The sequence below is a fragment of the Spirosoma flavum genome, from assembly GCF_042686045.1.
Classification (GTDB): domain Bacteria; phylum Bacteroidota; class Bacteroidia; order Cytophagales; family Spirosomataceae; genus Spirosoma; species Spirosoma flavum.
This window is the reverse complement of the sequence record NZ_JBHUOM010000019.1, coordinates 291,524-315,450: the sequence shown is the minus strand read 5'-3', so window position 1 is coordinate 315,450 and position 23,927 is coordinate 291,524. Positions and strand designations below refer to the sequence as shown.

Genomic DNA, 23,927 nt, shown 5'->3' with positions numbered 1-23,927 from the left:
ATCAATCAATCCTAAAAACCCGGATTTGGGTTAGCATTACCGCAGTCTGGCGTGGTAATTGTGGGATTATCGGATACATATACCCGTTGCTGAGCCAAAAATTTTAGCAATGCCGGGTTACTTGTTCGTATACAATTCGCTTAATCCCTACTTTTGTTACCGGTCTACGCCAAAATGAAATAAAACAGTCGCTTAAAAAATCTACTCTCCTCTTAGACGATTGTTCCGATTTTGCCCGTTTGATAGAAGAACGTACCATACGCTACCAATACTGAACCTGAAAGTACCCTCAATGGTGAACCCCTACTTTGTTCACAGTACCGTCTTTAGCCACCTTATCCCCACTGTTAGCAGGATCCTGTTTGTTCCAAATGGGTGGCTGATGCTGGGTTGCTGGCTATTGTTAGGGCTGGGCATTAGTTTAGGGCAAGATCAACCCGCCACTCCTCCCGCCCGACGTGGGGCTGCCGGACGACGACAGCAGGCTGCGGCCGATTCTGCCCGTGCTGATGCGCGTCGTCGGGCTATTGTGCGAGCCGATTCAACTAAGCAGGCTATCCAGAATCGGAACGATAGTATACGAGCCTTACGCAGTGCAAACCGCCGACCAACTGTTAACTGGCCCGACCGACGAGCTACGCGCTTCTCTGAGCGACCGTCAAAATCACCGTTTATTCTACGTGATCCTAAAGGTGTTTCGACCGACTTTCGGCTTGGCCCCGACGGGCGAATTGGTGTTACAGAACGAGTGCGGGCAGGCGTGTCGCTGTCGGGTACGCCAACAGCCAACAATGTGCAGGGTCGAACAGACATTACACCAACTGCATCTGGTACGTCTATAACGGGTACAAATTCGCCTACTCAGCCAGTGTCGGTTTTACCGCCATCGCAGTTTGGCTTGCCGTATCGACCCGCTGAAACAATCCCGTTTTCAACTTTCAACCAACTCCAAACCCAGCGTGTTGAGCAGAATATATGGCGCGAGTCTAGTGCTAAACGTGATGGGCAAAGTGCGTTGAGTGGGCGTGGATTGGTTCCAAAACTGGAATTGCCTCCCATTATTGACCGACTTTTTGGGGGTAGTGAGGTAGACTTTAAACCTAACGGCTTCGTAACACTTGATTTTGGCTACCTCTATCAATTTATCGATAATCCAGTTCTTCCTGTACGGCAACGCCGGAATGGTAACTTCCTGTTTAACGAACAGATAGCTATTAATTTTAATGGTAAGATTGGCGAGAAACTTGGGGTGTTAGCCAACTTCGATACCAAGGCCAGTTTCAATTTTGAGAATGCCCTAAAGCTCAATTACAAACCAGGAGGTGGTTTACCCGCACTCGGTTCGGGGCAGGGTTTACCGAGTCTGCCAAAACTTCCCAATGTCCCTAGTCTGCCGGGTGTTCCAAACCTGAATGGCACAACACCAGGGTTTACTCCCCAGAACGAAAATATTTTGCAAGGGCTGGAAGTCGGGAATATAAGCTGGGCGGTAAACAGTCAGTTGATTCCGGGCGTACAAAATCTATTTGGTATTAAAACCCAATTGCGGTTCGGTAAACTAAACGCAACGCTGGTCGCGTCGCAGCAGCGGTCGCGCAAGAATGAAATCGTGCTACGGGGCGGCACTTCTAACCGCCCGTTTGAGATTCGCGCCGATCAGTACGATGAAAATCGCCACTTTTTTCTGTCACAGTTTTTCCGGGCCAACTACGAGTCATCGCTGAAAACACTACCTCAAGTTACATCGGGGGTCAACGTAACCCGCGTTGAGGTGTACGTGACGAACCGCACCAACACCACCGAATCGTTGCGCAATATTGTTGGTTTTCAGGATTTAGGCGAAGGGAATCCCTACAGCCAGACAAACCCGAACTTGCCGCCCTTTTCGCGTAATAACCGAACCCCATCCGACAATGCGACCAATAGTCTCTATAACAAACTGACCGCTAACACCGCTAATCCGTTGCGGCAGGTAGACAGAACAAATGATATTCTGACCGGCACGTATCAACTGGCGAAAGGTACTGATTACGACCTTTTACGCGGGGCCAAACGCCTGACCGACCGTGAATATAAACTTCAGCCTGACCTAGGGTATATTTCGCTCGTAACACCCCTGCGCAACGATGAAATTCTGGCAGTTGCTTATGAATACACGTACCAGGGCCGACGCTATAAAGTTGGTGAACTGACAGAAGATTACCAGTCTCGCAAAGACGACGAGGTGCTGGTGCTGAAACTGCTGAAGTCAGCCACCCTGCGCAACAACCTCCAGTTGCCGATGTGGAATCTGATGATGAAAAACATTTACTCACTCAACACGGCACAAATTACACGGCAGGGGTTTCAGTTGCGGATTATTTACAAAGACGACCTGACGGGTATTGACAACCCGAACCTTCAGGAAGGAGCCATTCAAAATATACCTCTGGTGCAGGTTTTCGGTATGGATCGGCTTAACCAGCAGCTGGATGCCCAACCCGATGGTAATTTCGATTACGTCGAGAATCTCACTATTGACAGTCGATACGGTAAGGTCATTTTTCCAACGCTGGAGCCATTTGGTGCGTATCTGGCCACTAGACTTGGCAATGATGCCTCTCTGAAAGCCAAGTACGTTTTCGACCAGCTTTACCGGGGTACCCAGACTGATGCTCAGCAAATTGCGGATAAAAATAAGTTCTTCCTGAAAGGGTCTTTTCAATCGGGAAACGGTGCCGAGGTACAATTGCCTTACGGCGTTAATGAGCAATCGGTTACGGTAACGGCTGGTGGTGTGCCTTTGGTAGCCGGACAAGACTATGTCCTCGAAGCGCAGATTGGTCGATTGCGTATTATAAACGAGAGTGTAACCAACTCTGGTCGGGAGATTCGGATAAGTTATGAGCAGCCTGACTTATTCCAGAATCAGATCCGAACGCTGATCGGCACCCGTTTAGATTATGCTATTAACCGAGACATTAGCATTGGGTTGACGGCCATGCATATGAAAGAGACACCCGCTGGTTTTCTGACCCGTGTGGCCCTCGGCAATGAACCCGTCAACAACACAATTCTTGGTCTGAACGCCAACATTCGCAAAGATTCGCCTGGTTTGACGCGCTTTCTGGATGCCTTACCCGGTGTGCAGACGAAAGAAATGTCTACTGTGCAGGTCAACGCCGAAGTGGCCCAACTGCTTCCCGGCACGAACCCTAAAGCGCGAAATGAAAGCTATTTAGATGATTTTGAAGCAGCTCGTACTATTTTTGATCTGACCCGCCAACCCACACGCTGGCGATTGGGCGCTACTCCGCAACAGTTTCCGCAGGGGGCGTTTTCGGATCCGCTGCCGTTTGCCTATAACCGCGCCCGAATTTCGGTTTATACGGTTGACCCTAGTATTTTTGGTTCAACGGGAACCCTGGGTGTGGCCTCAAATATTGATCTAGACGATGTCAATGCCCACGTATATGAGCGCCCGTTTTTACCACAGGATCTGTTTCCGGGTCGGTCGGCCAGAGTAGTACAGTTGCCCGAAAGTATCTTGGACGTATCGTACTTCCCGAGCGAACGGGGTATGTACAACTACAATACCAATCTGGATGCTAATGGGAATCTACCTAATCCGAGGCTAAACTTCGGGGCCGTAACGCGGGCTATTGCTTCGGATATTGATTTCGATAATGCCAACATCGAAAACGTGACGTTCTGGTTGATGGACCCATTCGTACCGGGATCGGCTGGGGTAGTGCGTGGCAGTAATGATGACAATAAAAACATAAACAATACGTCGGGGGGTAAGCTGATTTTCAACCTCGGTGATATTTCGGAAGACGTTATAAAAGATGGGCGGTATGAGTTTGAGAATGGATTTCCCATCAGTGCTGATACGGCCAATACTCGGGTTGGGGGTATTGCAACGACGAACTGGGGGAAAGCGCCAACGCAGCAGTTTGTTACGAATGCGTTCCAGACTGGTGTTCGCGACCGGCAGGATATCGGTTTAGACGGACTAAGTAGTCAGCCAACTATTCCAGTCGGCGTTACGTCGGAACAGCAGTTTTTTCAGCCGTATCTAAGAGCAATTCAGACTCGGGTAACAGACCCAAATGCACTGGCAGACATTCAGCAAGATCCCTCTGGTGATGATTTTATATTCTATCTGGGCGATAAGGCAGATCAACAGAAGTACATTGTGGCGCGCTACAAGCGGTTTATGGGTATGGAAAATAACTCGCCCGAAAATACCAATGCCAACCAGTATCTGACGCCCGCTTCATCGACCCTACCCGATATTGAAGACCTCAATATTGACAATACCATCAACGACAACGAAGCCTACTACGAATATGAAGTAGACTTGCGCCAGGGTAAGCTGGAAGTCGGTCAGAAATACATTGTCGATAAGGTGTCGGTACCATCCAAAGGCGCACCCGGTGGAGTTGTCAACTGGTACCAGTTTCGAATTCCGATTCGGGAGCCATTGCGTAAAGTAGGCAGCATCAACGGCTTCAAATCCATGCGCTTTATGCGAATGTACCTGACCGATTTTGCCGAGCCGGTAGTGTTGCGGTTTGCCGAATTACAGATGGAAGCCAACCAGTACCGCAAATACACTGGCGACCTGACGCAACGCGGATTGCAGGAAGTACCCGAACCCTACGACGCCAACTTTACCGTCTCAACGGTAAACGTCGAGGAAAACAGCAGCACGCAAACCAACGTGCAGGGTGGCGATAAATACATTTATTCCGTGCCGCCGGGATACGTCCGTGACCGCGATTATACGCAGCCAAACGTTGTGGAATTGAACGAGCAGTCGATGCGGCTTAGCGTGACGAATCTCCGTGATGGCGACTCGCGTGGGGCGTTCCGTAACACCAATTTCAATCTCCTGTTTCGGGAGCGGCTCAAGATGTTCGTTCACATGCACAACCCCGACAATGAAAGTTTACCGGGGGTATCGACGTTTGTGCGTCTTGGGACGGATTATACCGACAACTACTACGAAATTGAGATACCTAATCTGATAGGTACTCCCGCCAACACGTCGGATGCTGCTTTGATTTGGCCTACTGCCAATGAACTGGATTTGGCATTTGATGAACTCATTACCCTAAAAGCCAATCGTAACCGGCAATTCACTCGTCGAACATCGCTGCCGTACACAGAATTGTCGGCCAATGGACGGTATCTGCTGACAGTGGTGGGAAGCCCTGATTTGAGTTCGGTGCAGTCGATCATGGTTGGTGTTCGTAATCCGAAAATTACCGGCGATGGCGAACGGCCAAGAACGTTTACCATTTGGGTAGACGAACTGCGGGCGTACGGGTACGATCAACATGCAGGGATGGCGGCCATTGGCGCGTTGAGCATGAAACTGGCCGACATTGGCACGCTAACGGCTTCGGGTCGTATAACCACCTTTGGCTTTGGGGGGGTACAAACGCGCATCGGCGAACGGGCCCTTGAAACAACATCCGAATTCGGTCTTTCATCGGCTCTGGCGGTCGATAAGTTTCTGCCTGCCGGTTGGGGACTTCGTATTCCCCTGTATGTCAATTACGACCACCGGAATGTGAACCCGCATTTTGACCCGCTGGACCCCGATACCCCACTAGAAACCTCGCTTTCGACGAAGCCTGAATCTGAGCGGGACAGTTACCGCCGGTTGGTTCAGGATAACACAACACGCCGGGGGTATAATTTCTCTAATGTTAGAAAGGTAAAAACCAACCCGAACGCTGTAGCCCACTTCTGGGATATTGAGAACTTTGCGTTTACCTATGCGTTTAATGATGCCAAACGAACTAACATTCTTACGCAGGAGTACCTTCAGCAGCAACACCGGGGTGGTATTTCTTATACATATAGCAGCCAACCCAAGGCACTTGAACCCTTCCGAAACGTTGCGTCGTTTGAGGCTCCGTACTTACGCTGGCTCAAGGATTTTAACCTGACTTTGCTACCTACGTTGGTTTCGATTCGTACCGATATGGATCGTAGTTTTATTAAAACGCAACTCCGTTCCTCAGATTTGACGACCAATGGAATTGTGCCGCAGTTCGAAAAATATTTTCTGTTCAACCGGTATTATGACCTTACCTGGAACCTGACGCGCAGTTTAGTGCTGACGTATCATTCGCAGGCCAATGCAATTATCGATGAACCAGCGGGTGATATTAATACGCAGTCTAAGCGTGACTCGATTATTAGCAGTATCAAACATCTAGGACGAATGAAAAATTTCGTGCAGGATATCCGGGCCACGTATCGACTTCCCTTAGACAAAATTCCATTGCTCGACTGGATTGCCGCCGATGCCATTTATGGAGTGGGCTACCAGTTTCAGGCCAATTCCTACGGCGTTACTGATTCGCTGGGCGTACCCTTCGGTAACGTCATACGAAACAACCGCGAACGGGGTATTACGGGGCGGGTCGATTTAATTCGGCTGTATAATAAAATTCGTTATCTGCGCTTTGCCAATACACCCTCACCAATTCGCAAGAACTTTGCCCGCAACCCTGGCGACATCGAAGATATTGTCCGTAGTGAGAACACCGTATTGAAAAACTTTACGCGGGCTTTGCTTACCGTACGCGGAATTAATTTCTCCTATACGGTGCAGGAGTCTACGATTCTACCCGGTTTCTTGCCAACACCGACCTTCTTCGGGTTAGATCAGAATAATGCGCCGGGGCTTGGTTTTGTGTTGGGCGGTCAGGACCATAATATTGCCTATAAAGCTGCCAACAAAGGCTGGCTTTCGCCCAGTACGGTGCTCAATACTGCCTTTCAGCAGAACATCACGAAGAAGTTTACGGCCAGTACAACGTTAGAGCCGTTCAAGGATTTTCGGATGCAGATAAACTGGCGTCTCGACCGTACGGATGCGTATCAGGAGTACTTCCGTCCGGGTTCGCAGGGTGGACCGTTCGAGACCTATTCGGCGGTGCGTAATGGACAATTCAGTATGTCGTTCTGGTCGTTCCGAACGGCGTTCATCGGCTTGCGGGGGGATAACACATCACCTATTTTCGACAGATTCGAGAGCTACCGGGATTTCTTCATCGATAAGCTTACGAAAGCTAATTCTGAAGGGAAAGGCAAGTACGACAAAACATCGCAGGATGTGTTGATACCGGCGTTCTTTGCCGCTTACAGCGGTCAGCCTGTAGACAAAGCGCAATTATCGCCCTTCTATAATTTTCCCCTTCCGAACTGGCAAATTGCCTACAATGGCTTGTCGGGTTTGGGGATTATTCGGAAACAGTTCAGCGCATTCACGATTAACCACAGCTATTCATCAACGTATAGCGTCGGTAATTTCATCTCAAATCTGGATTATGGCGCGGCTTATGTCAACTTAGCCGTGCAGGGGTATCCAATGGCGGCTGCTATCAATCAGGTGGGCCAATTTGTGCCGGTATTTGCCATGAGCACCATTACCATGTCGGAGAAGTTTGCCCCGATGATTGGCGTGCAGTTTCAGACCAAGAGCCGAATCAGCGGTCGGTTGGAATACAACCAAAGCCGCGATGTCGCACTGAGTTTGTCCAACTCGCAGGTGGCCGAACTGACCAACAAAGATTTAACTGCTTCGGTAGGGTTCACCCGGCAAAACGTGCGTATTCCGTTCCGAATAAACGGGGCCTACAAGAAGCTGAAAAATGACCTGACGTTCTCCTGTAACCTCACGTTGCGCGATACGCGGGCCATTCAGCGTAAGCTGGATGCCGAGCAGATTATTACGGCTGGTAATGTAAATTTCCAACTGCGCCCACAGGTGAGTTATATCGTTAACCGTCGGTTGAATTTTAACTTTTACTTCGACCGAACGTTCAATGATCCGCTTGTGTCGAACTCATTCCGCCGGGCTACTACGTCGGGTGGTGTGCAGGTGAAATTTAATCTGGCGGAGTAAAAGGATTATCAACAATCTTAGTCATTTGCCGGTTGACGTAACGAAAACTAATCGAAATAACATGAATTATAACTCGCTCGGTAACACCGGCGTATTGGTCTCCGAAATTTGCCTCGGCACGATGACCTTCGGCGGCAGCGGCTACTGGAAAGCCATGGGTGAACTTCAGCAAAACGCCGTTAATGAGATTGTTAAAACAGCTATCGATAATGGTGTAAACTTCATCGATACCGCCAACGTCTACTCATTTGGTGAGTCAGAACGGTTACTCGGTCAGGCGATTCAATCGCTGGGCTTATCGCGGGATGACCTCGTAATTGCCACTAAAGTGCGGGGACGGATGGGCGAAGGTAAAAACCAGGTTGGTTTGGGCCGTTTGCAAATTATGCAACAGATAGAAGGTAGTCTGAAACGCCTTCAAACTGACCATATTGACCTGTATCAAATTCATGGGTTTGACCCCATAACGCCCCTGGAAGAAACCATGCGCGGTTTGGAAGACGTAGTCAGAAGTGGAAAAGTGCGCTATATAGGTTGCTCGAACCTGGCGGCCTGGCAGGTTATGAAAGCTAACGGAATTGCCGATAAGCACGGTTGGACCAAGTTCGTTTCGACCCAAAATTATTATTCCATTGCCGGGCGTGACCTCGAAAATGAGATTGTACCCATGGTACAGGATCAGCAAATGGCTATTCTGCCCTGGAGTCCACTGGCGGGCGGTTTTCTGTCGGGCAAATACACCCGCGATAATAAACCTGAAGATGGGTCACGTCGGCTAAGTTTCGATTTTCCACCGGTAAATCAGGAACACGCCTACGATATCATTGACGCGATGCAGTCTATTGCCGAAGCTCATGGCGTATCAGTAGCACGAATTGCACTGGCCTGGGTATTGGCCAAGCCGGGCGTTACAAGTGTAATCATTGGCGCAAAAAATACAGATCAGCTTCTGGACAATATCAAGGCTGTTGATCTGAGTTTAACGACTGAACAACTTGAGCAACTCGACGAAATCAGTGCCACGCCTAAGCCTTATCCACAATGGATGATTCAGCGGCAGGGCAACGACCGAATGGGAGTTCACAACTTCTCGCCAAATCAGTCGGCAGTAACAGCGAAGTAATGCGACTGGAAAGCCGCCAACAAGTCGATAAGTAGCATAAACGGCTTACCTGCCGTCTAACAGTTTGCAAATGCGGCCCTTGCTACCGTATTTTGTAGCCATAAATCAATTTCCCTACAATGAATTTTCCTGCAGAACTGAGCTATACGGAGGATCACGAATGGATTCGGATAGAAGATGACGGTACAGCCGTGGTTGGTATTACTGAATTTGCACAAAACGAATTGGGTGATATTATCTTCATTGATGTTAATACCGTCGGCCAATCGCTTGCAAAAGGTGATGTGTTTGGCGCGGTTGAGGCCGTTAAAACCGTATCGGATTTGTTTCTGCCGATTGAAGGTGAAGTTCTGGAACTGAACCCGGCCATCGAGAAATCACCTGAACTGCTTAACAGCGATCCCTATGGCGAAGGCTGGATTGTTCGACTGAAGCCCGCTGGAGCAATTCAGCAGGCGGACTTGCTAACTGCCGATGCCTACCGGGAGTTAGTGGGAGCCTGATTAACTGTACTTTAAACCAGAAGGCTCCTCACGGAGCCTTTTTTTTAAATAATGACTTCACCTCGGCCCTTCCCTCTGGAAAAAGGTGCGGGGAACTACCCATGCAACTCCTGATTCGTTCTGCCCGTATTGTTGATGCTGCCTCATCGTTCGATGGACAGGTGCGTGATATTCTGGTCGAAAATGGCCTGATTCGCCAAATAGGCGTCGATCTGTTCGTTGAGGCTGATGTTCGGGTAGTCGAGGACGCTAATCTGCACGTTTCTGCTGGTTGGGTAGATATGCGTGTGACGGCTCAAGACCCCGGTTATGAACATAAAGAGGACCTGACGAGTGTAAGCCGGGCCGCTGCGGCTGGTGGCTTCACTGATATTGCCGTGTTGCCAAATACGCAGCCTGTTATCGATGCCAAAGGGACGCTGGGCTATGTTCGTCGTATGGCAGAAGGTCAACCCGTGAGTATTCACGTCATTGCCGCCGTGACAGTAAAAGCGGCTGGGGAAGACTTCACGGAGATGCTCGACTTGCACCATGCGGGTGCTGTAGCGTTTTCGGATGGGCATCACACGCTCCAAAATCCTGATCTGTTTCTCAAGACACTGCAATACCTACAACCCATCAATGGCTTGCTGATGAATCGTCCCGAAGAAACACTCCTAACCCAATTTGGGCAGATGCACGAGGGGATTCAAAGCACGTTACTGGGTCTGAAGGGAATACCTAGCTTAGCCGAGGAACTTATGGTTGAGCGCGATTTACGGTTGCTGGATTATGTGTTAGGTAATGAAACAACGGGTAAGGAGGAGCGACATTCATCTGAACCGGGTTCTCAATCTGTAAAAACACAGGTTGGAATCACAGCACAGCCAGTTGATTCAATTCTGCATTTTTCCACTATTTCTACGGCTCGTTCCGTTGACCTGATTCGGCAGGCGAAAGCGCAGGGCAGGCCCGTAAGTTGTGATGTAGCGGCCCACCAACTTGTTTTCGACGATTCGGCACTGGCTGACTTCGATACGAATTTGAAAGTAAATCCGCCATTTCGGCTGCCCGGCGATGTATCTGCTCTGTGGGCGGGTCTTGCCGATGGCACCATCGATGCTATTGTATCGGATCATACACCACAGGACGCCGAAAGTAAAAACCTGGAATTCGATCAGGCCGAGTTTGGTATTACGGGTCTTGAAACGGTCTTCGCCATTACTATCACGCACAACCGTGACCTGCCACTGGCGCAACTTATTGAAAAACTCACGAGTCGGCCCCGGCAAATTTTGCGGCTTCCGGCAGTCACTATTGCCGAGGGGCAACCCGCCAGCCTGACACTCTTCGACCCCGCCGGTACATGGACCTACGACCGGACATTCTCTAAATCGAAAAACTCACCATTTCTGGGTCAAACGCTCACTGGCCGCGTTATTGGCACTGTACACCACGGCCAATTCAATCCTACAGCATGAAAAGTATGTTAAATTATTTTGGGCATCCGTTACTGAAAATTCCGCTCCTTGCCGGGCTAGCAACGGGTGTGCTTTGTTTTCTCTATTTTCTGGCCCTGTATGCCCTTGGGGTACCGGCTCTTGGTAACATACGCGTATTAGATTATGGTATCCATATTATCATGATGATAGCGACAATCTGGTACTACCGAAAGCACATAGGTCATGGAAAGTTGCATTTATGGGAGGGGCTAACCATTGGTTATGTACTTAATACCATGGCGGCCTTGATAACAGGTTGGCTTATTTATTTGTTTGTGACACAGGTTGACCCAGGTGTCTTTGCCGAATACGTAACTAACTCTAAAAAACTTTTGCTTGACGGGAAAAGCCAAATTACAGACCAGTTTGGTCCTGAAACGTTCGCCAAACAGTGGGATAAAGTGCTAACGATGCAGCCCGGTATTTTGCTGCCTGACGAACTGACAAAAAAAACAGCCCTGGCAGTGCTGCCCGTACTTATTATTTCGCTTATTTTCCGCAAACAGGATTACAGTGTAATGCAGTAACTTACTAGACATGAATGAACAACCTTCTTCCGCTCTCGTTGCCCTGAAATGGGGTGCTATTCTTGGCCTTGCGCTGATGGGTATTACGCTGGTTATGTATTTGACAGACCAGGCTACAAATCCCTGGTTTAGTGGGCTGACTATCGGGGCTATGGTTGCTTTTTTGATTATAGCAATGCGGGATTATCGATCGCTAAATGCTGGCTACATGGCCTATGGCGAAGGACTTAGTGTTGGTTCACTCGCGTCGGCGGTGGCTGGAATACTGTCGTCTGCGTTCGTTACCTTCTATAATGTAGTTATCGACCCTACAATTCAACAAAAGGCATTTGAGCAGGCTCGTGAAAAAATGGAAGAACAGGGTACCATGTCCGACGAATCAATTGATCAGGCAATGGAATGGTCGCAGAAGCTCCAGTCGCCGGGCTTTACATTCATTGCAGGCGTATTCGGAACCTTATTCATTGGCTTTCTGCTGTCACTGATCGTTGCTGCGTTCATACGCCGGAACAAAACTAATCCGTTTGAATAGAATGAGCTTATGGTTTTCCGACTCTACCTGTACGTACAACGATAGTCGAAAAACCGAGTATCCTAAATCGTTTCTCTTTCGTGCTGGCCATTTTTCGTAAAGAAATCAATCAATTCTTTTCATCGCCCATCGCCTACATCATTATGGGCGTGTTCCTGACGGCGGTAGGGCTACTGCTATGGGTATTTCCTGATACGAGCCTGCTGGAAAATGGCTATGCCGACATGGGTACTTTTTTCAACCTTACGCCCTACGTGATGTTATTTCTGGTGCCCGCCGTTACGATGCGTTCCATCGCCGACGAAGTGCGCTCCGGCACGCTCGAATGGTTAATGACCAAACCCGTTAGTCGGTGGGGTATAGTCGGGGGGAAGTTTCTGGCGGGTTGGCTGCTTGTTATCCTGACACTTCTGCCAACGTTGCTGTATTACCTTACCCTTTATCAACTCGGTTCGCCCATTGGTAATATTGATTCGGCTGGTGTACTTGGGTCTTATATCGGTTTGGTTTTATTGGCTGGGGTGTTTGTAGCTATTGGTTTGTGGGCATCATCAATAAATGATAATCAGGTTGTTGCGTTTGTGCTAGGTGTGTTTTTTTGCTTTCTTCTCTATATCGGGTTGAGTGCGCTGGCGGGTTTGTCGATAGTGGGCGGCTTATCTTATTACTTGTCTATTTTTGCGCTGGATGAGCAATACCGAGCACTTGGGCGCGGCATCATCGACTCTCGCAACGTTGTTTATTTACTTAGTCTTATCTTTCTTTTTCTACTCCTTACAGCCAATGGGCTAAAATTAATTAAATGAAAATTACCCCAACCTTACTGCGCTGGCTGGCTATTATCTGGACGGTCATTATGTTGATTGGTTGTCTGACTCCTCACGAACAGGTACCAGATGAGTTAGCAACCTGGAATGACAAAGTGTTACACATTGCTATATTTGCCTTGTTTGCCGGACTGTGGAGACTGGTAGGGTCTTCAATAATAAGCGTGGTTATTGCCGGGGTGCTTTTCGGTGCTCTTATCGAAGTTCTTCAGTATTTTTTGCCCATTAATCGTAGTGCTGACTGGCTCGATCTTTTTGCCGACTGTGTAGGAACGGGTATAGGCGTATTGCTGGCTCAGGTCTGGCGTCGGCTGTTTCCAAACTATAGTTTTTAAATTCTATCAACTGGGAGAACTGGCATTCAGGAAAAATCGCCAATTTAACCGCTCAAATCATTGATTGTTATGCATATTGGATTCATTGGTTTAGGAAAGATGGGGTTCAACCTCGTCGGTAACCTGGTAAAACATGGCCATACTGTTGTTGGCTACGATATCAACGAAGTATTAGTTGAAGCCATTAAAGGCGAAGGAGCGCAGGGAGCCCACACGCTGCAGGAGCTTTATGATGCGCTGCCCGAAAAACGCGTTTTATGGCTGATGATTCCGGCTGGTCCACTAGTCGATAAAGTTATTGAGCAACTGCTAACGGTGATGCAAGCGGGCGACGTAGTTGTTGACGGCGGTAATTCACACTATAAAGATTCTGTCCGGCGGCACGATTATCTCAAACAAAAAGGCATTGGTTTCTTAGATTGCGGCACCAGCGGAGGAATTAGTGGTGCGCTGAACGGAGCCTGCACCATGGTTGGGGGCGATGCCGACGTGATTGAACCACTACATGGTGTGTTTCGGGATATCTCAGTTGAGGATGGCTATTTATACACTGGACCTGCCGGTAGCGGTCACTTCACCAAAATGGTGCATAACGGCATTGAATATGGCATGATGCAGTCCATCGCTGAAGGCTTTGAGGTGTTAGAGAAAAGTCCGTTTCCGTTCGATTTTGAAGCTGTCGCGAAAATGTGGAGTCATGGCTCGGTTATTCGTGGCTGGTTGATGGAACTGACTGAACATGCATTTAGCAATGACCCAAAACTGGAGTCAATAAAGGGCCGGATGTTCTCATCTGGCGAAGGCCGATGGACACTGGAAACAGCCCTCGATTTGGGCGTTCCAACACCCGTTATCGCTATGTCGTTGTTAACTCGTTATCGCTCGTTGCAGGACGATACATTCACTGGTAAAGTGGTAGCCGCCTTGCGTAATGAGTTTGGTGGTCACGCCGTTGAGAAAAAATAAATTCCATTTAAACGAAGTATAGTTTAATTTAATTCCTTTTTTTTCGTTAGTTTTACGAGAAGGTTCGAATAGTTTCGATTATCGTCTACATCGAAATCGAGGCTATTCGAACCTTTTTCCTATTTTCCTTAACCACAATATTTGTATATACCGTAATCATTCATGAAGGTATTGAGCACGATCCAGGACCCCACATTCACGGGGCGGGATTATACTAAACTTGACCGTTTTTTTCTTCAGTATATTAAAGATGAGCGTGATCTGCCCTTTATTTATCTCACTATCCGCATTAGTCTAACGCTCATTCCCCTAAGTGTCTTGTTATTTATGCCTTTCCTGACGGGTTGGGCATGGGTTACAGTGGCAATTTTACATTTTGGCTTTAGTACGTTCGGCGTCAAAGGGCCCTTCGGTTTGATGCTTCACTGTACGAGCCATCGGCAGTTTTTTAAGTCCGAATACAACTGGATGAATTACTACCTGCCCTGGGTACTTGCTCCGTTTTTTGGTCATACGCCCGAGACTTATTACAGCCACCACATCGGCATGCACCATCCTGAGAATAACCTTGAAGAAGATGACAGCAGCACAATGACGTTCCAACGCGATAGTGTTCAGAGTTTTATCGCCTATTTTGGCCGGTTCTTCGTCGTGGGTGTGCGAAATATGTTGACTTACCTTCGTCGTAAAAATCGCCCCAAATTAGCCATCCGCGCTATGACGGGGGAGCTTGTCTTCGGTGCAGTTTGTATTGCGCTTTGTTTTGTAAGCTGGCCCGCTACGGTATTGGTATTCTTATTGCCGCTTGTCATCTACCGGCTTATTGCTATGGTTGGTAACTGGACGCAACACGCTTTTGTAGATGGTGACGATCCTGGTAATGCCTATAAAAACAGCCTCACCTGTATTAATGTACATTACAACAAAAAGTGCTGGAATGACGGCTACCACATTAGTCATCACGTTCGGCCCGCTATGCACTGGAGTGAGCACCCAACATTTTTCCTGAAAACGATTGATAAATACGCTAAAAATCAAGCTATTATCTTCGATGGATTAGACTTCGGACAAGTTTTCTTCTTGCTGATGCGTAAGAAATATGATGTGTTAGCTCAGCATATGATTAATGTGAATGGTACGTTTGCCGATGAAAGCGATGCAATTGCGCTTTTACGTCGACGTACACAACGTATCCCTATGAAGAATGGAGTTCCGGCAATGGTAGAGGTTGCTGTAGCCGCGTAGACTTACTGAACTTTTCAACTGTTGCCGCCGTCAATCCGTTTTTCAATAATTCGCTGAATCTCGACTGGTACGTTCGATAGAAAGTCATAGCCGGTGAGATTTTCCAGATCGTCTATACTGGTTATGTAAGCGCGCCAGGGTTTATCGGCTGCCAGTTGATTATTGGGAATGTTTACGGCAATAACGCGGGTGTTGGCCGTAATCTGAAACGTACTGTCGCTAGTGGCCGGTACTACAACCAGTATTTTCCACAGCGTGGCTGGAACGGTCAGTTTACCACCGACCAGCGATGCAGCGTAGCCGTTCTGCCCGGTGCCTCCTGTGCCGCTGGCACCAGCAATAATATAGACATCATTGCCGCTATTCATTAGCTGTCGTTCATATTCTTCTAAATATTTCCAGACCTCGCGGTTATGCCGAGGTGCTTGTGGCACGATGTTGGTTAGGAGAAAAGTAGCCGCATTGTCTTCAGGAGTTACATCCCGGTCGTCGGAAGGGCAAAGGTGACCCCGGTCAAAGCCAGTATTCGTGTAATCGGATGAACGGGCAGTATACCAGCCCATAGGTATTAACGGGTCGGGTCGGAAATCGTTGGTTCGACGACTATCACCTTTCCAAGCCAAACTCAAGTGCCAGCTTACCCAGTTGGCAATGCCTCGACTACGATTATACGACACCACATACTGGGCACGGGTGATAAGGTAGTTGTTCTGATCATTGCCCGCTGCTCCGCTCGGATTGCCAAGAGCGAGATTGTCGATTCGGCTGAGATTAGCAGGATGATTACCTACTGTTGGTACCGACGGATGCACAGTACGACAACTGTTTAGCAATAGCCCAAGGGCGAATGCTAAAACAATTGTTTTAACTTGATGCAGACTTTGCATTGGTTTTGCTGACATTCTTACGGAACTTTGATAAACCATAAATGTATTGATTCTCTCTTCAGTTTACTTGATGAAATTAAGTAAATAATTAACTTGATTGACCTAAAATAGACGATTTATCTGCTGTTATGGCTAAAAAAAAGCAACCATCGGGCCATGAGAATTCGCGTCCAGCCCAGGAAAGGTCGGTCACTCCCAAACCAGCTTCGACTCCCTCAACTAATTCGGCCCGACCCGGCTCGGCTCGTTCGGGTGACGTAGCTCAGCGTCCCCCGCTGCGCCCTGCGGCTTCAAATGCGGCCAGTTCACCGGCTGCATCCGACCTGCCAATTAGCAAGCGATTGGTCGAATGGTGGCCACCGGCTGTTCTGGCTTTACTTGGTTTCGCGTTGTACATCAATACGTTTGGGCATCAATACGCGCTCGACGACATTGCGGCTGTTGGGCAAAACCTGTTCGTAAAAAAAGGTATCGCTGGTATTCCCGACCTGCTTCGCACCGAGTTTTGGCACTTCAGTAATATATCGCTGGGCTACTACCGGCCTTTATCGCTGATCACATTTGCCCTTGAGCAGGAATATTTCAAGGACAACCCGAACATTAGCCACATGATCAACGCTGGTCTTTATGGCTTGACGGGTTTAGTTGTTGGTGTATTACTCCAAAAATGGCTGGCTAACCAGACAATTACTGCCTTCCTGATTGGTTTAGTTTTCATTGCGCACCCCCTTCATACCGAAATTGTAGCCAATATTAAGGGTCGCGACGAAATACTGAGTTTTCTGTTTATTTCGTTGATGCTGTTGTCCTACTGGCGCTATCTGGAAACCAAGCAGTGGGGTTGGATTGCCGGGGCTTGTGTATCGCTCTATCTGGCATTTCTGTCTAAAGAATCCTCTATTGTCAGCCTGGCCCTGATTCCAGCCATGCAGTATTGGTTTGCCCGCCGGAATGTGTGGCAATCATTAATTAGCGTTTGGCCTTTTCTGATCGTAGCAGTTCTATTCTTTTACCAGAAGCAGAAAATGATTGGTACGCTGAGCGGTACTCCGCCAGTTGATTGGGCCAATTATCCGTATGCCATCGAGAAGACGCAGAAGTCCACCATGTTTAAGTTTCTGGAATACTATATCCGTTTGTTGGTTTTACCCCATCCGTTAGTCTATGATTATTCCTATAACGTAATCCCATCAGGCGGCAAAGGTGATTTATTGACATGGGCTGGCTTTTTCACATTTTTGGGCTTACTCTGGCTGGCCTGGAAAGGGTTTGTTAAACGCACACTTTGGGGCTTCGGTATATTCTGGTTCTTTGTCACCATGGCTCCGGGGTTGGGCTTTATCTGGATTCGGGGGGGTATTTTTGCCGAACGCTTTTCCTATGCAGCCGTTATGGGCTTTGGCTTTGTGCTTATCTGGGCCTTGCAAAAGGTACTGGTACGTAACGCAAGCGAATCCACCGATGGTGCCAACGCATCATCGTTACGACCTTCGTTAGTTCGTTATGCTCCGTTGTTGGGCGTAATGGCTGTGGTGGCTGGGCTGTATTCATTCAAAACAGTTGAGCGTAACCGCGATTGGGAAAACAATTTTGTTCTCTTTAACTCGGCGTTGCCTTATGCGCCAAATAGCTGTCAGGTGCAACGACATGTGGCCAACGAGTGGATTGAGAAGGGACTTAGAGACCGCGCCAAATCTGATTCGATTGCTACTGCCACGAACGCGATCAAGCCAAAGCCATCGCCCGATCAAATCAAAAAGGCGCAGGTGTTGATTGATACCAACATTGCTCATGCCAACAAACATGGCCGTTGGGCACTCGATCACTTACAGGAGTCAACTCGGATTTATCCTAATTTCGGCGAAGCGTATTTTTCAATGGCCTACGTGTTTCAGAAAATTACGCCTAACGTTGATTCGGCTAAATACTATTATAAACAGACGATTCGGGCAGCAAATGCCTACGCTCCAGCCTATAACAACCTCGGTGTGATTTATCAGGGTGAAGGGTTTGCCCAAAATAACCGGCGGAAACTGGAACTAGCTTCATACTATTACAACCGCTCGATGGTAGTAAATCCAGCCTATGTAGACGGTCAGAATAATCGCGCAAATTTGCAAAAAGCAACGGGTATAGACGTGACGGTGCTGCCAGATTCGGTGATTAACAAGTATTGACGCATTTTTTGAGAACGCAAATAGACCCGATCTTTTCAGCAAGACTGGGTCTATTTGCGTTTTATAATCGGCGTCTCATCGTGCACTATCTAACGTTTGTTATGCTGTTTGTTTCTTTGATGAACTACTTTTTATACGTCCTGTAAAACCAGTGTTTCAACCATTCTGCCGACAGAACATGGCAACCCACCACCCCTATAATAACTCCGTACAGAGACAGGGGCATCGCCGTGAAACCAAATAAACTCGCCAGTGGACTAATGGGTAATAGCAAAACAACTCCTACAATCAGGGCGGTAGCTAGCAGTAGCCATTTACCCGGACGACTTCGATAAAATACCTCTCTGGTGCGGACAACCAGTACAATGGTCGAGGCCGACATAACCGATTCAACAAACCAGCCCGTTTGAAATAAGGCTTCGTTAGCCTTGAATAGCCACAGCAACACGCCAAAACTCAGGTAATCGAATACCGAACTCAGCAGTCCAAACGTCATCATAAAACGCCGGATGAAGCGCATATCCCATTTGGCTGGTTTTTCGATAGCCGCTGGTTCTACATTGTCCGACGCAATAGTCATTTCTGGTAGGTCTGTCAGAAGATTAGTCAATAGAATCTGCACTGGCAGCAGTGGCAGGAAGGGGAGAAATATAGACGCCCCGGCCATGCTAAACATATTTCCGAAGTTGGCACTGGTTGCCATAAATATGTACTTCATGGTGTTTGTGAATGTCCGGCGGCCCTCCCGAACTCCATCAATGAGAACATTCAAATCCTTTTTTAATAGCACAATGTCAGCGGATTCTTTGGCCACGTTCACGGCTGAATCAACTGAAATGCCGACGTCGGCTGCGTGTAGCGCACTCGCGTCGTTGATGCCATCGCCCATGTAACCGACTACGTATCCGGCTTTTTTTAGTGCCAGAATGATACTTTCCTTCTGATTTGGCTCAACTTCGGCAAATACATTTGTTTCGACCACTTTGTGCCGCAAGGCTTCCACACTAAGTTTCTGTAGAGCAGAACCCGTCAGTACTTCCGGGCAGTCAATGCCCATATTTTGAGCTACGGTTTTGGCCACAAGTGCGTTGTCGCCCGTAATCATTTTAAGCTGGATACCCAGCCTTGTTAGTGTCGCCAGCGTTTGCGAAATACCAGCTTTGGGTGGGTCAAACAGCGTAATGAATCCTAGAAAGGTCATTCCAGTTTCGTCCGTTTTGTCAATGATCCGTTTGCCATTGGTATTTTTAGTCGCCAGACCCAGCGTTCGAAATCCCTTCGTACTCAGCTCCTGAAATGTTCTTTGAATAGTAGCCAGATAATCGGCTAATGCCACGGGAGTAGCCCCGCCGGTATCCACAAATTGACAGACATCCAATATGTTTTGCAGGGCTCCCTTGGTCACCATGATCGTCTGTCCATCGACCTCGGTTAGAATCGTTAACCGTTTACGGATAAAATCATACGGCGTTTCATCTACGCGCGGATATGTCGAAATATCGGTGGGCACGAACGCGATAATAGCCACATCGATTGGATTATGAAACCCCTGTTGCAACTGTGCGTTGATCTTGGCCAGTAGTCCGGCACGGGGCGAAAGCTGGCCGTTAATGTCAATGATTCGATCTACTTTAACAGCACCTTCGGTCAGCGTACCGGTTTTGTCGGAGCAAAGCACATTCATACTGCCCAGGTTTTCGATCGATGATAATCGTTTGACAATCACCTGTTGTGTGGCCATCCGGCTGGCTCCTTTTGCCAGATTAATGCTGATAATAGCGGGCAACAACTGGGGCGTTAATCCCACGGCAATAGCCAGGGAAAACAGGAATGCATCCAGCACCGGTTTGTGTAAAAAGACATTGATGGCAAAAATTAGGATCACCAAAATCAAGGTTATTTCCATGAGTAGATAACCAAATCGGCGGATGCCTTGCTCAAAATCAGTTTCGGGCGGGGCGGCATTAATCCGTTCAGCAATATGGCCTAATTCTGTAGTAAGACCCGTATGTACGACCACGGCTGTACCACTACCGCTAACCACACTGGAACCCATGAACAACGTGTTTCGCCGTTTAGCTATCGGCGTGGTTGTGTCCAGAAGGTCAGGTTGTTTATCGACAGGAAACGTTTCGCCAGTCAATGTCGCTTCATTGACAAACAATTCATTGGACGATAACAAATAGCAATCGGCGGGTACTAAATCTCCCGAGCGTAGCGTGAGTATATCGCCCGGCACTAGCTGTTCATCGGGTAGTTCGGTCTCTTTTTCATCTCGCCGGACGGTCGTTTCGGCGATGACAATGGACTGCAACTGCTGCATGGCATTCGATGCGCTCTGTTCCTGCCAAAAACTAAGCAACCCACTGATCAGTATGATAATCAGGATAATAACGGCATCTGTAATGTCACGCAGGAAAAACGACAATATGGCCGCAGCGATCAAAATAAGGGAAATTGGGCTCTTGAACTGACGAAAGAACAACTCCAATATCGACGGCTTATCGGTCGGCTTAATCAGGTTAAGACCGACTATCTGTTGGATTTCCTTCGCAGCTTTCTGGGTCAGTCCCGTTTCGAGCGTATTCAGTCGCGTCAGTACATCGTTGGCTGGCAAAGCCCAAAAAGTTAATAGACCATCAGTAGCCGGACTGGATTTCTCAGATAATTTCATTGAGTGTAGCTGATTTAGTACGTCTTTCGGGGATAGAAAAACGGGGCAGTTTGCTTGCTTTGGTGCACTGGTTGAACTAATTCAGCTTAAGCTTCCATCTCAACCAGGATCGGTTGGGCTGGGAGCCCGCTTACGTCTAATCAGTTTTTCGAACTCAACCGCCCAGAAAACAAGGCTCGAAACGGCCACCGTTATCCCTAATTCAGTCAATGTCAACGGCTGAGTACCAAAGAGATTATTGAAGAAAGGCGTGTAGATAATCAGTAGCTGAAGTACTACAGACAGCCCCACTGCCCCTAACATTGGTTTATTAGATAACAGGCCGATGCTAAAAACAGATTCCTTGCGGGAACGAATCGCCAGAGCGTTTCCTAATTGACTGAAACAGAGAACAGTAAACGTCATCGTTTGCCAATGCGGAATTCCACTACGTATAGCCCAAGCCTCAATGCCGATGGTAACGGCACCAATTAGCAAACCGACCCACAGAATAAACCAGCCCAGTCCATCCGCAAAAATGGTTTGCCTTGGGTCAATGGGTGGGCGTTTCATACTGTTCGCTTCTAATGGCTCGTAGGCCATTGCCAGACCGGGCAGGCCATCCGTCAACAGATTGATCCACAGAATATGAATTGCCAGCAACGGAATGGGTAAACCGAAAAAAGGAGCTAGAAAGATCGACCAGATTTCACCCGCATTGCCAGACATGATGTAGCGGATAAATTTTAAAATATTGTCGAAAATCCGTCGCCCGTGTTCAACAGCTTTAACGATGGTTGCAAAGTTGTCGTCCAGCAAAATCATATGCGCAGCTTCTTTGGAAACTTCCGTTCCGTTGATGCCCATAGCAATACCAATATCAGCATTTTTAAGGGCCGGGGCATCGTTTACACCATCGCCGGTCATGGCCACGAATTGGTGCCGGGCTTGTAAGGCGTTGATAATGCGTAGTTTTTGTGCCGGATCGACTCGGGCATATACCCGAACTTTTTCCACAATGGTATCAAATTTAACCTCATCCATACTAGCCAGCTCCGTTCCGGTAAGGACCAAATCATCGACCGACGAAATAATTCCCAGCTTTTCGGCTACTGCTTTAGCCGTCAATTTATGGTCGCCGGTAATCATCACCGTAATGATACCCGCTTCTTTGCATTCGGCCACGGCTTGCCGGGCTTCGTCGCGTGGCGGATCGATCAGGCCGGTAAAGCCGATGAAGGTTAAGCCAGATTCGATGGTGGCGGGCACTACATCCTGGGGCATTTCGGGCAGTAGTTTGCCTGCATAGCCCAGCATTCGGTACCCCTGTTCGGCCATCGCGTTGACACGTCGTTCCAGATCGGGAATCTCCGCTTTTTGGCTGGCTTCAAGTTGCTCGAATAATACCCCAACGGCTCCTTTTGTAATGCACAAGACGCCTTGCTGAGTTTGATGCAATGTGGTCATGCATTTTCGTTGCGAGTCGAATGGTAATTCGGCGATGCGGGGAAACTGAATTTCCAGGGCGGTGCGCTCATATTTTTTACCCGCAGCGTACTGCGCCAGCGCCACTTCGGTAGAATCGCCGAGCCAATTTCCGTCATGGTCTTTGACCACATCGTTGTTAAGCGCCATCGCAGTCATCAGTCCACTGCCGTCGCCCAGAACGGGTAACGTAAACGTCGGCGATTCGTAGATCTCCTGAACCGTCATTTTGTTGAGTGTGAGGGTGCCCGTTTTGTCCGTACAGATGTAGGTGACAGACCCCAGCGTTTCTACGGCGGGCAGCTTACGAATGAGCGCGTTGCTTTTTACCAATCGCTTGGCACCCAACGCCAAAGCGACGGTGACTACGGCGGGCAGGGCTTCGGGAATGGCGGCAACGGCCAGCGAAATAGAGACCAGAAGTAAATTCAACAGTGGTTCACCCCGAAGCCAGCCGACAACAAAAAAGATACCACAGATCACAAGAACAGCCGCTGACAATCCCTTGCCAAAGCCAGCCAATCGCTTCTGTAAGGGTGTAGCAGTTTCGTCGGTCTGAATCAGTTTGGCAATGCGACCCAATTCGGTATTCATGCCAGTGCCCATCACGTAGGCTGAAGCCCGACCATTGGTGACGAACGTACCTTTGTATCCCATATTCAACCGGTCGCCGAGCGGGTACTCGCCGGGAGGTAGTACGTCCGAGGTTTTCTCGACGTTGGTTGACTCTCCCGTCAGCGACGATTCATCTACTTTGAGCGCGTGCGTCTCGATAAAACGGACATCGGCGGGGATAATATTACCCGCTTCGAGTAGCGTCACATCACCGGGAACCAAGTCAGAGGCTTCTATTTTGCTAACCTGATTATCTCGTAGCACCTGTGCCTGATTGGCAGACATTTTTTTGAGTGCTTCCATTGCCTTTTCGGCCCGGTACTCCTGAATAAAGCCGACGAGCGCATTGAGCAGGATAATGGCTACAATAACATACGTAGAGTTCACCTCGCCAACCAGTCCCGATATAATGGCAGCCGCGATGAGTACTAAAATCATAAAATCCGTCAACTGATGCAGCAGTAATTGCCAGACGGTTTTCTTTCTGGCGTCCTCAATCTGATTTTTGCCGTATTCGGCCAGCCGTTGCTGGGCTGTTGCCGGGTCAAGTCCAGTTAGTGAGGTCTTCAGCGATTGGGCTACGTCGGCAACCGATACTACGTGGTAATCCATAGAAGGAGCCGTTGATAATGAGTGAATTACTATTGAGCGTATCCGTTTCT

Annotated in this window: 14 protein-coding genes; 11 read left to right on the top strand and 3 right to left on the bottom strand. The window is 48.4% G+C overall.

Annotated elements, in window-relative coordinates; translation table 11 throughout:
• Positions 1-292: 292 nt before the first annotated feature.
• The 10 genes from sov to ACFS25_RS18290 all read left to right on the top strand — a co-directional run bounded on the left by sov (position 293) and on the right by ACFS25_RS18290 (position 15,448).
• Positions 293-7,909, top strand: a complete 7,617-nt coding sequence (gene sov / locus ACFS25_RS18335; RefSeq protein ID WP_381503926.1) for a T9SS outer membrane translocon Sov/SprA — start codon at positions 293-295, stop codon at positions 7,907-7,909.
• 61 nt (positions 7,910-7,970) lie between these two features.
• Positions 7,971-9,032 (top strand): aldo/keto reductase, encoded by a 1,062-nt coding sequence (locus ACFS25_RS18330; protein ID WP_381503925.1) that lies wholly within the window; start codon positions 7,971-7,973, stop codon positions 9,030-9,032.
• A gap of 119 nt (positions 9,033-9,151) precedes the next feature.
• Positions 9,152-9,535 (top strand): glycine cleavage system protein GcvH, encoded by a 384-nt coding sequence (gcvH, locus tag ACFS25_RS18325; protein ID WP_381503923.1) that lies wholly within the window; start codon positions 9,152-9,154, stop codon positions 9,533-9,535.
• A 101-nt stretch (positions 9,536-9,636) separates the two neighbouring features.
• Entirely contained in the window at positions 9,637-10,995 is a 1,359-nt protein-coding gene (locus tag ACFS25_RS18320; protein ID WP_381503921.1) for a dihydroorotase, read from the top strand.
• Complete coding sequence (locus tag ACFS25_RS18315; protein WP_381503920.1) at positions 10,992-11,543, top strand: DUF4199 domain-containing protein; 552 nt, start codon at positions 10,992-10,994, stop codon at positions 11,541-11,543. Before ACFS25_RS18320 ends, ACFS25_RS18315 begins: the two co-directional genes overlap by 4 nt.
• Before the next feature lie 10 nt (positions 11,544-11,553).
• Positions 11,554-12,075 (top strand): DUF4199 domain-containing protein, encoded by a 522-nt coding sequence (locus ACFS25_RS18310; RefSeq protein WP_381503918.1) that lies wholly within the window; start codon positions 11,554-11,556, stop codon positions 12,073-12,075.
• A gap of 80 nt (positions 12,076-12,155) precedes the next feature.
• Positions 12,156-12,881: a gliding motility-associated ABC transporter permease subunit GldF gene (gene gldF / locus ACFS25_RS18305; RefSeq protein WP_381503916.1), complete on the top strand. Its 726-nt coding sequence runs from the start codon at positions 12,156-12,158 to the stop codon at positions 12,879-12,881.
• Entirely contained in the window at positions 12,878-13,237 is a 360-nt protein-coding gene (locus ACFS25_RS18300; RefSeq protein WP_381503914.1) for a VanZ family protein, read from the top strand. Before gldF ends, ACFS25_RS18300 begins: the two co-directional genes overlap by 4 nt.
• A 69-nt stretch (positions 13,238-13,306) precedes the next feature.
• Complete coding sequence (gene gnd / locus ACFS25_RS18295) at positions 13,307-14,203, top strand: phosphogluconate dehydrogenase (NAD(+)-dependent, decarboxylating) (protein ID WP_381503913.1); 897 nt, start codon at positions 13,307-13,309, stop codon at positions 14,201-14,203.
• A 162-nt stretch (positions 14,204-14,365) separates the two neighbouring features.
• Entirely contained in the window at positions 14,366-15,448 is a 1,083-nt protein-coding gene (locus ACFS25_RS18290) for a fatty acid desaturase family protein (protein WP_381503912.1), read from the top strand.
• Positions 15,449-15,462: 14 nt separating this feature from the next.
• Here ACFS25_RS18290 and ACFS25_RS18285 read toward each other — a convergent pair whose 3' ends face one another.
• Complete coding sequence (locus ACFS25_RS18285) at positions 15,463-16,350, bottom strand: DNA/RNA non-specific endonuclease (RefSeq protein WP_381503909.1); 888 nt, start codon at positions 16,348-16,350, stop codon at positions 15,463-15,465.
• A 113-nt stretch (positions 16,351-16,463) separates the two neighbouring features.
• Between ACFS25_RS18285 and ACFS25_RS18280 the strand changes: the two genes are divergently transcribed.
• The gene (locus tag ACFS25_RS18280) at positions 16,464-18,512 is read left to right on the top strand and encodes a tetratricopeptide repeat protein (RefSeq protein WP_381503907.1); all 2,049 of its coding nucleotides are present in this window, start codon (positions 16,464-16,466) and stop codon (positions 18,510-18,512) included.
• Between the two features lie 124 nt (positions 18,513-18,636).
• On the opposite strand, the gene mgtA is transcribed toward ACFS25_RS18280, so the two are convergent.
• Together mgtA and ACFS25_RS18270 are read right to left on the bottom strand one after the other, a co-directional pair.
• Positions 18,637-21,186: a magnesium-translocating P-type ATPase gene (gene mgtA / locus ACFS25_RS18275; protein ID WP_381503905.1), complete on the bottom strand. Its 2,550-nt coding sequence runs from the start codon at positions 21,184-21,186 to the stop codon at positions 18,637-18,639.
• A 99-nt stretch (positions 21,187-21,285) separates the two neighbouring features.
• The gene (locus ACFS25_RS18270) at positions 21,286-23,877 is read right to left on the bottom strand and encodes a cation-translocating P-type ATPase (protein WP_381503903.1); all 2,592 of its coding nucleotides are present in this window, start codon (positions 23,875-23,877) and stop codon (positions 21,286-21,288) included.
• Between the last annotated feature and the right edge of the window lie 50 nt (positions 23,878-23,927).

Excerpts from the sequence above, each read along its gene's own strand:
- gnd (WP_381503913.1), top strand. The coding sequence starts at position 13,307 with ATGCATATTGGATTCATTGGTTTAGGAAAGATGGGGTTCAACCTCGTC.
- ACFS25_RS18315 (WP_381503920.1), top strand. The coding sequence starts at position 10,992 with ATGAAAAGTATGTTAAATTATTTTGGGCATCCGTTACTGAAAATTCCG.
- ACFS25_RS18270 (WP_381503903.1), bottom strand. The coding sequence starts at position 23,877 with ATGGATTACCACGTAGTATCGGTTGCCGACGTAGCCCAATCGCTGAAG.
- ACFS25_RS18320 (WP_381503921.1), top strand. The coding sequence starts at position 9,637 with ATGCAACTCCTGATTCGTTCTGCCCGTATTGTTGATGCTGCCTCATCG.
- mgtA (WP_381503905.1), bottom strand. The coding sequence starts at position 21,186 with ATGAAATTATCTGAGAAATCCAGTCCGGCTACTGATGGTCTATTAACT.
- ACFS25_RS18285 (WP_381503909.1), bottom strand. The coding sequence starts at position 16,350 with ATGTCAGCAAAACCAATGCAAAGTCTGCATCAAGTTAAAACAATTGTT.
- ACFS25_RS18300 (WP_381503914.1), top strand. The coding sequence starts at position 12,878 with ATGAAAATTACCCCAACCTTACTGCGCTGGCTGGCTATTATCTGGACG.
- ACFS25_RS18280 (WP_381503907.1), top strand. The coding sequence starts at position 16,464 with ATGGCTAAAAAAAAGCAACCATCGGGCCATGAGAATTCGCGTCCAGCC.
- ACFS25_RS18290 (WP_381503912.1), top strand. The coding sequence starts at position 14,366 with ATGAAGGTATTGAGCACGATCCAGGACCCCACATTCACGGGGCGGGAT.
- ACFS25_RS18330 (WP_381503925.1), top strand. The coding sequence starts at position 7,971 with ATGAATTATAACTCGCTCGGTAACACCGGCGTATTGGTCTCCGAAATT.
- sov (WP_381503926.1), top strand. The coding sequence starts at position 293 with ATGGTGAACCCCTACTTTGTTCACAGTACCGTCTTTAGCCACCTTATC.
- ACFS25_RS18310 (WP_381503918.1), top strand. The coding sequence starts at position 11,554 with ATGAATGAACAACCTTCTTCCGCTCTCGTTGCCCTGAAATGGGGTGCT.
- gcvH (WP_381503923.1), top strand. The coding sequence starts at position 9,152 with ATGAATTTTCCTGCAGAACTGAGCTATACGGAGGATCACGAATGGATT.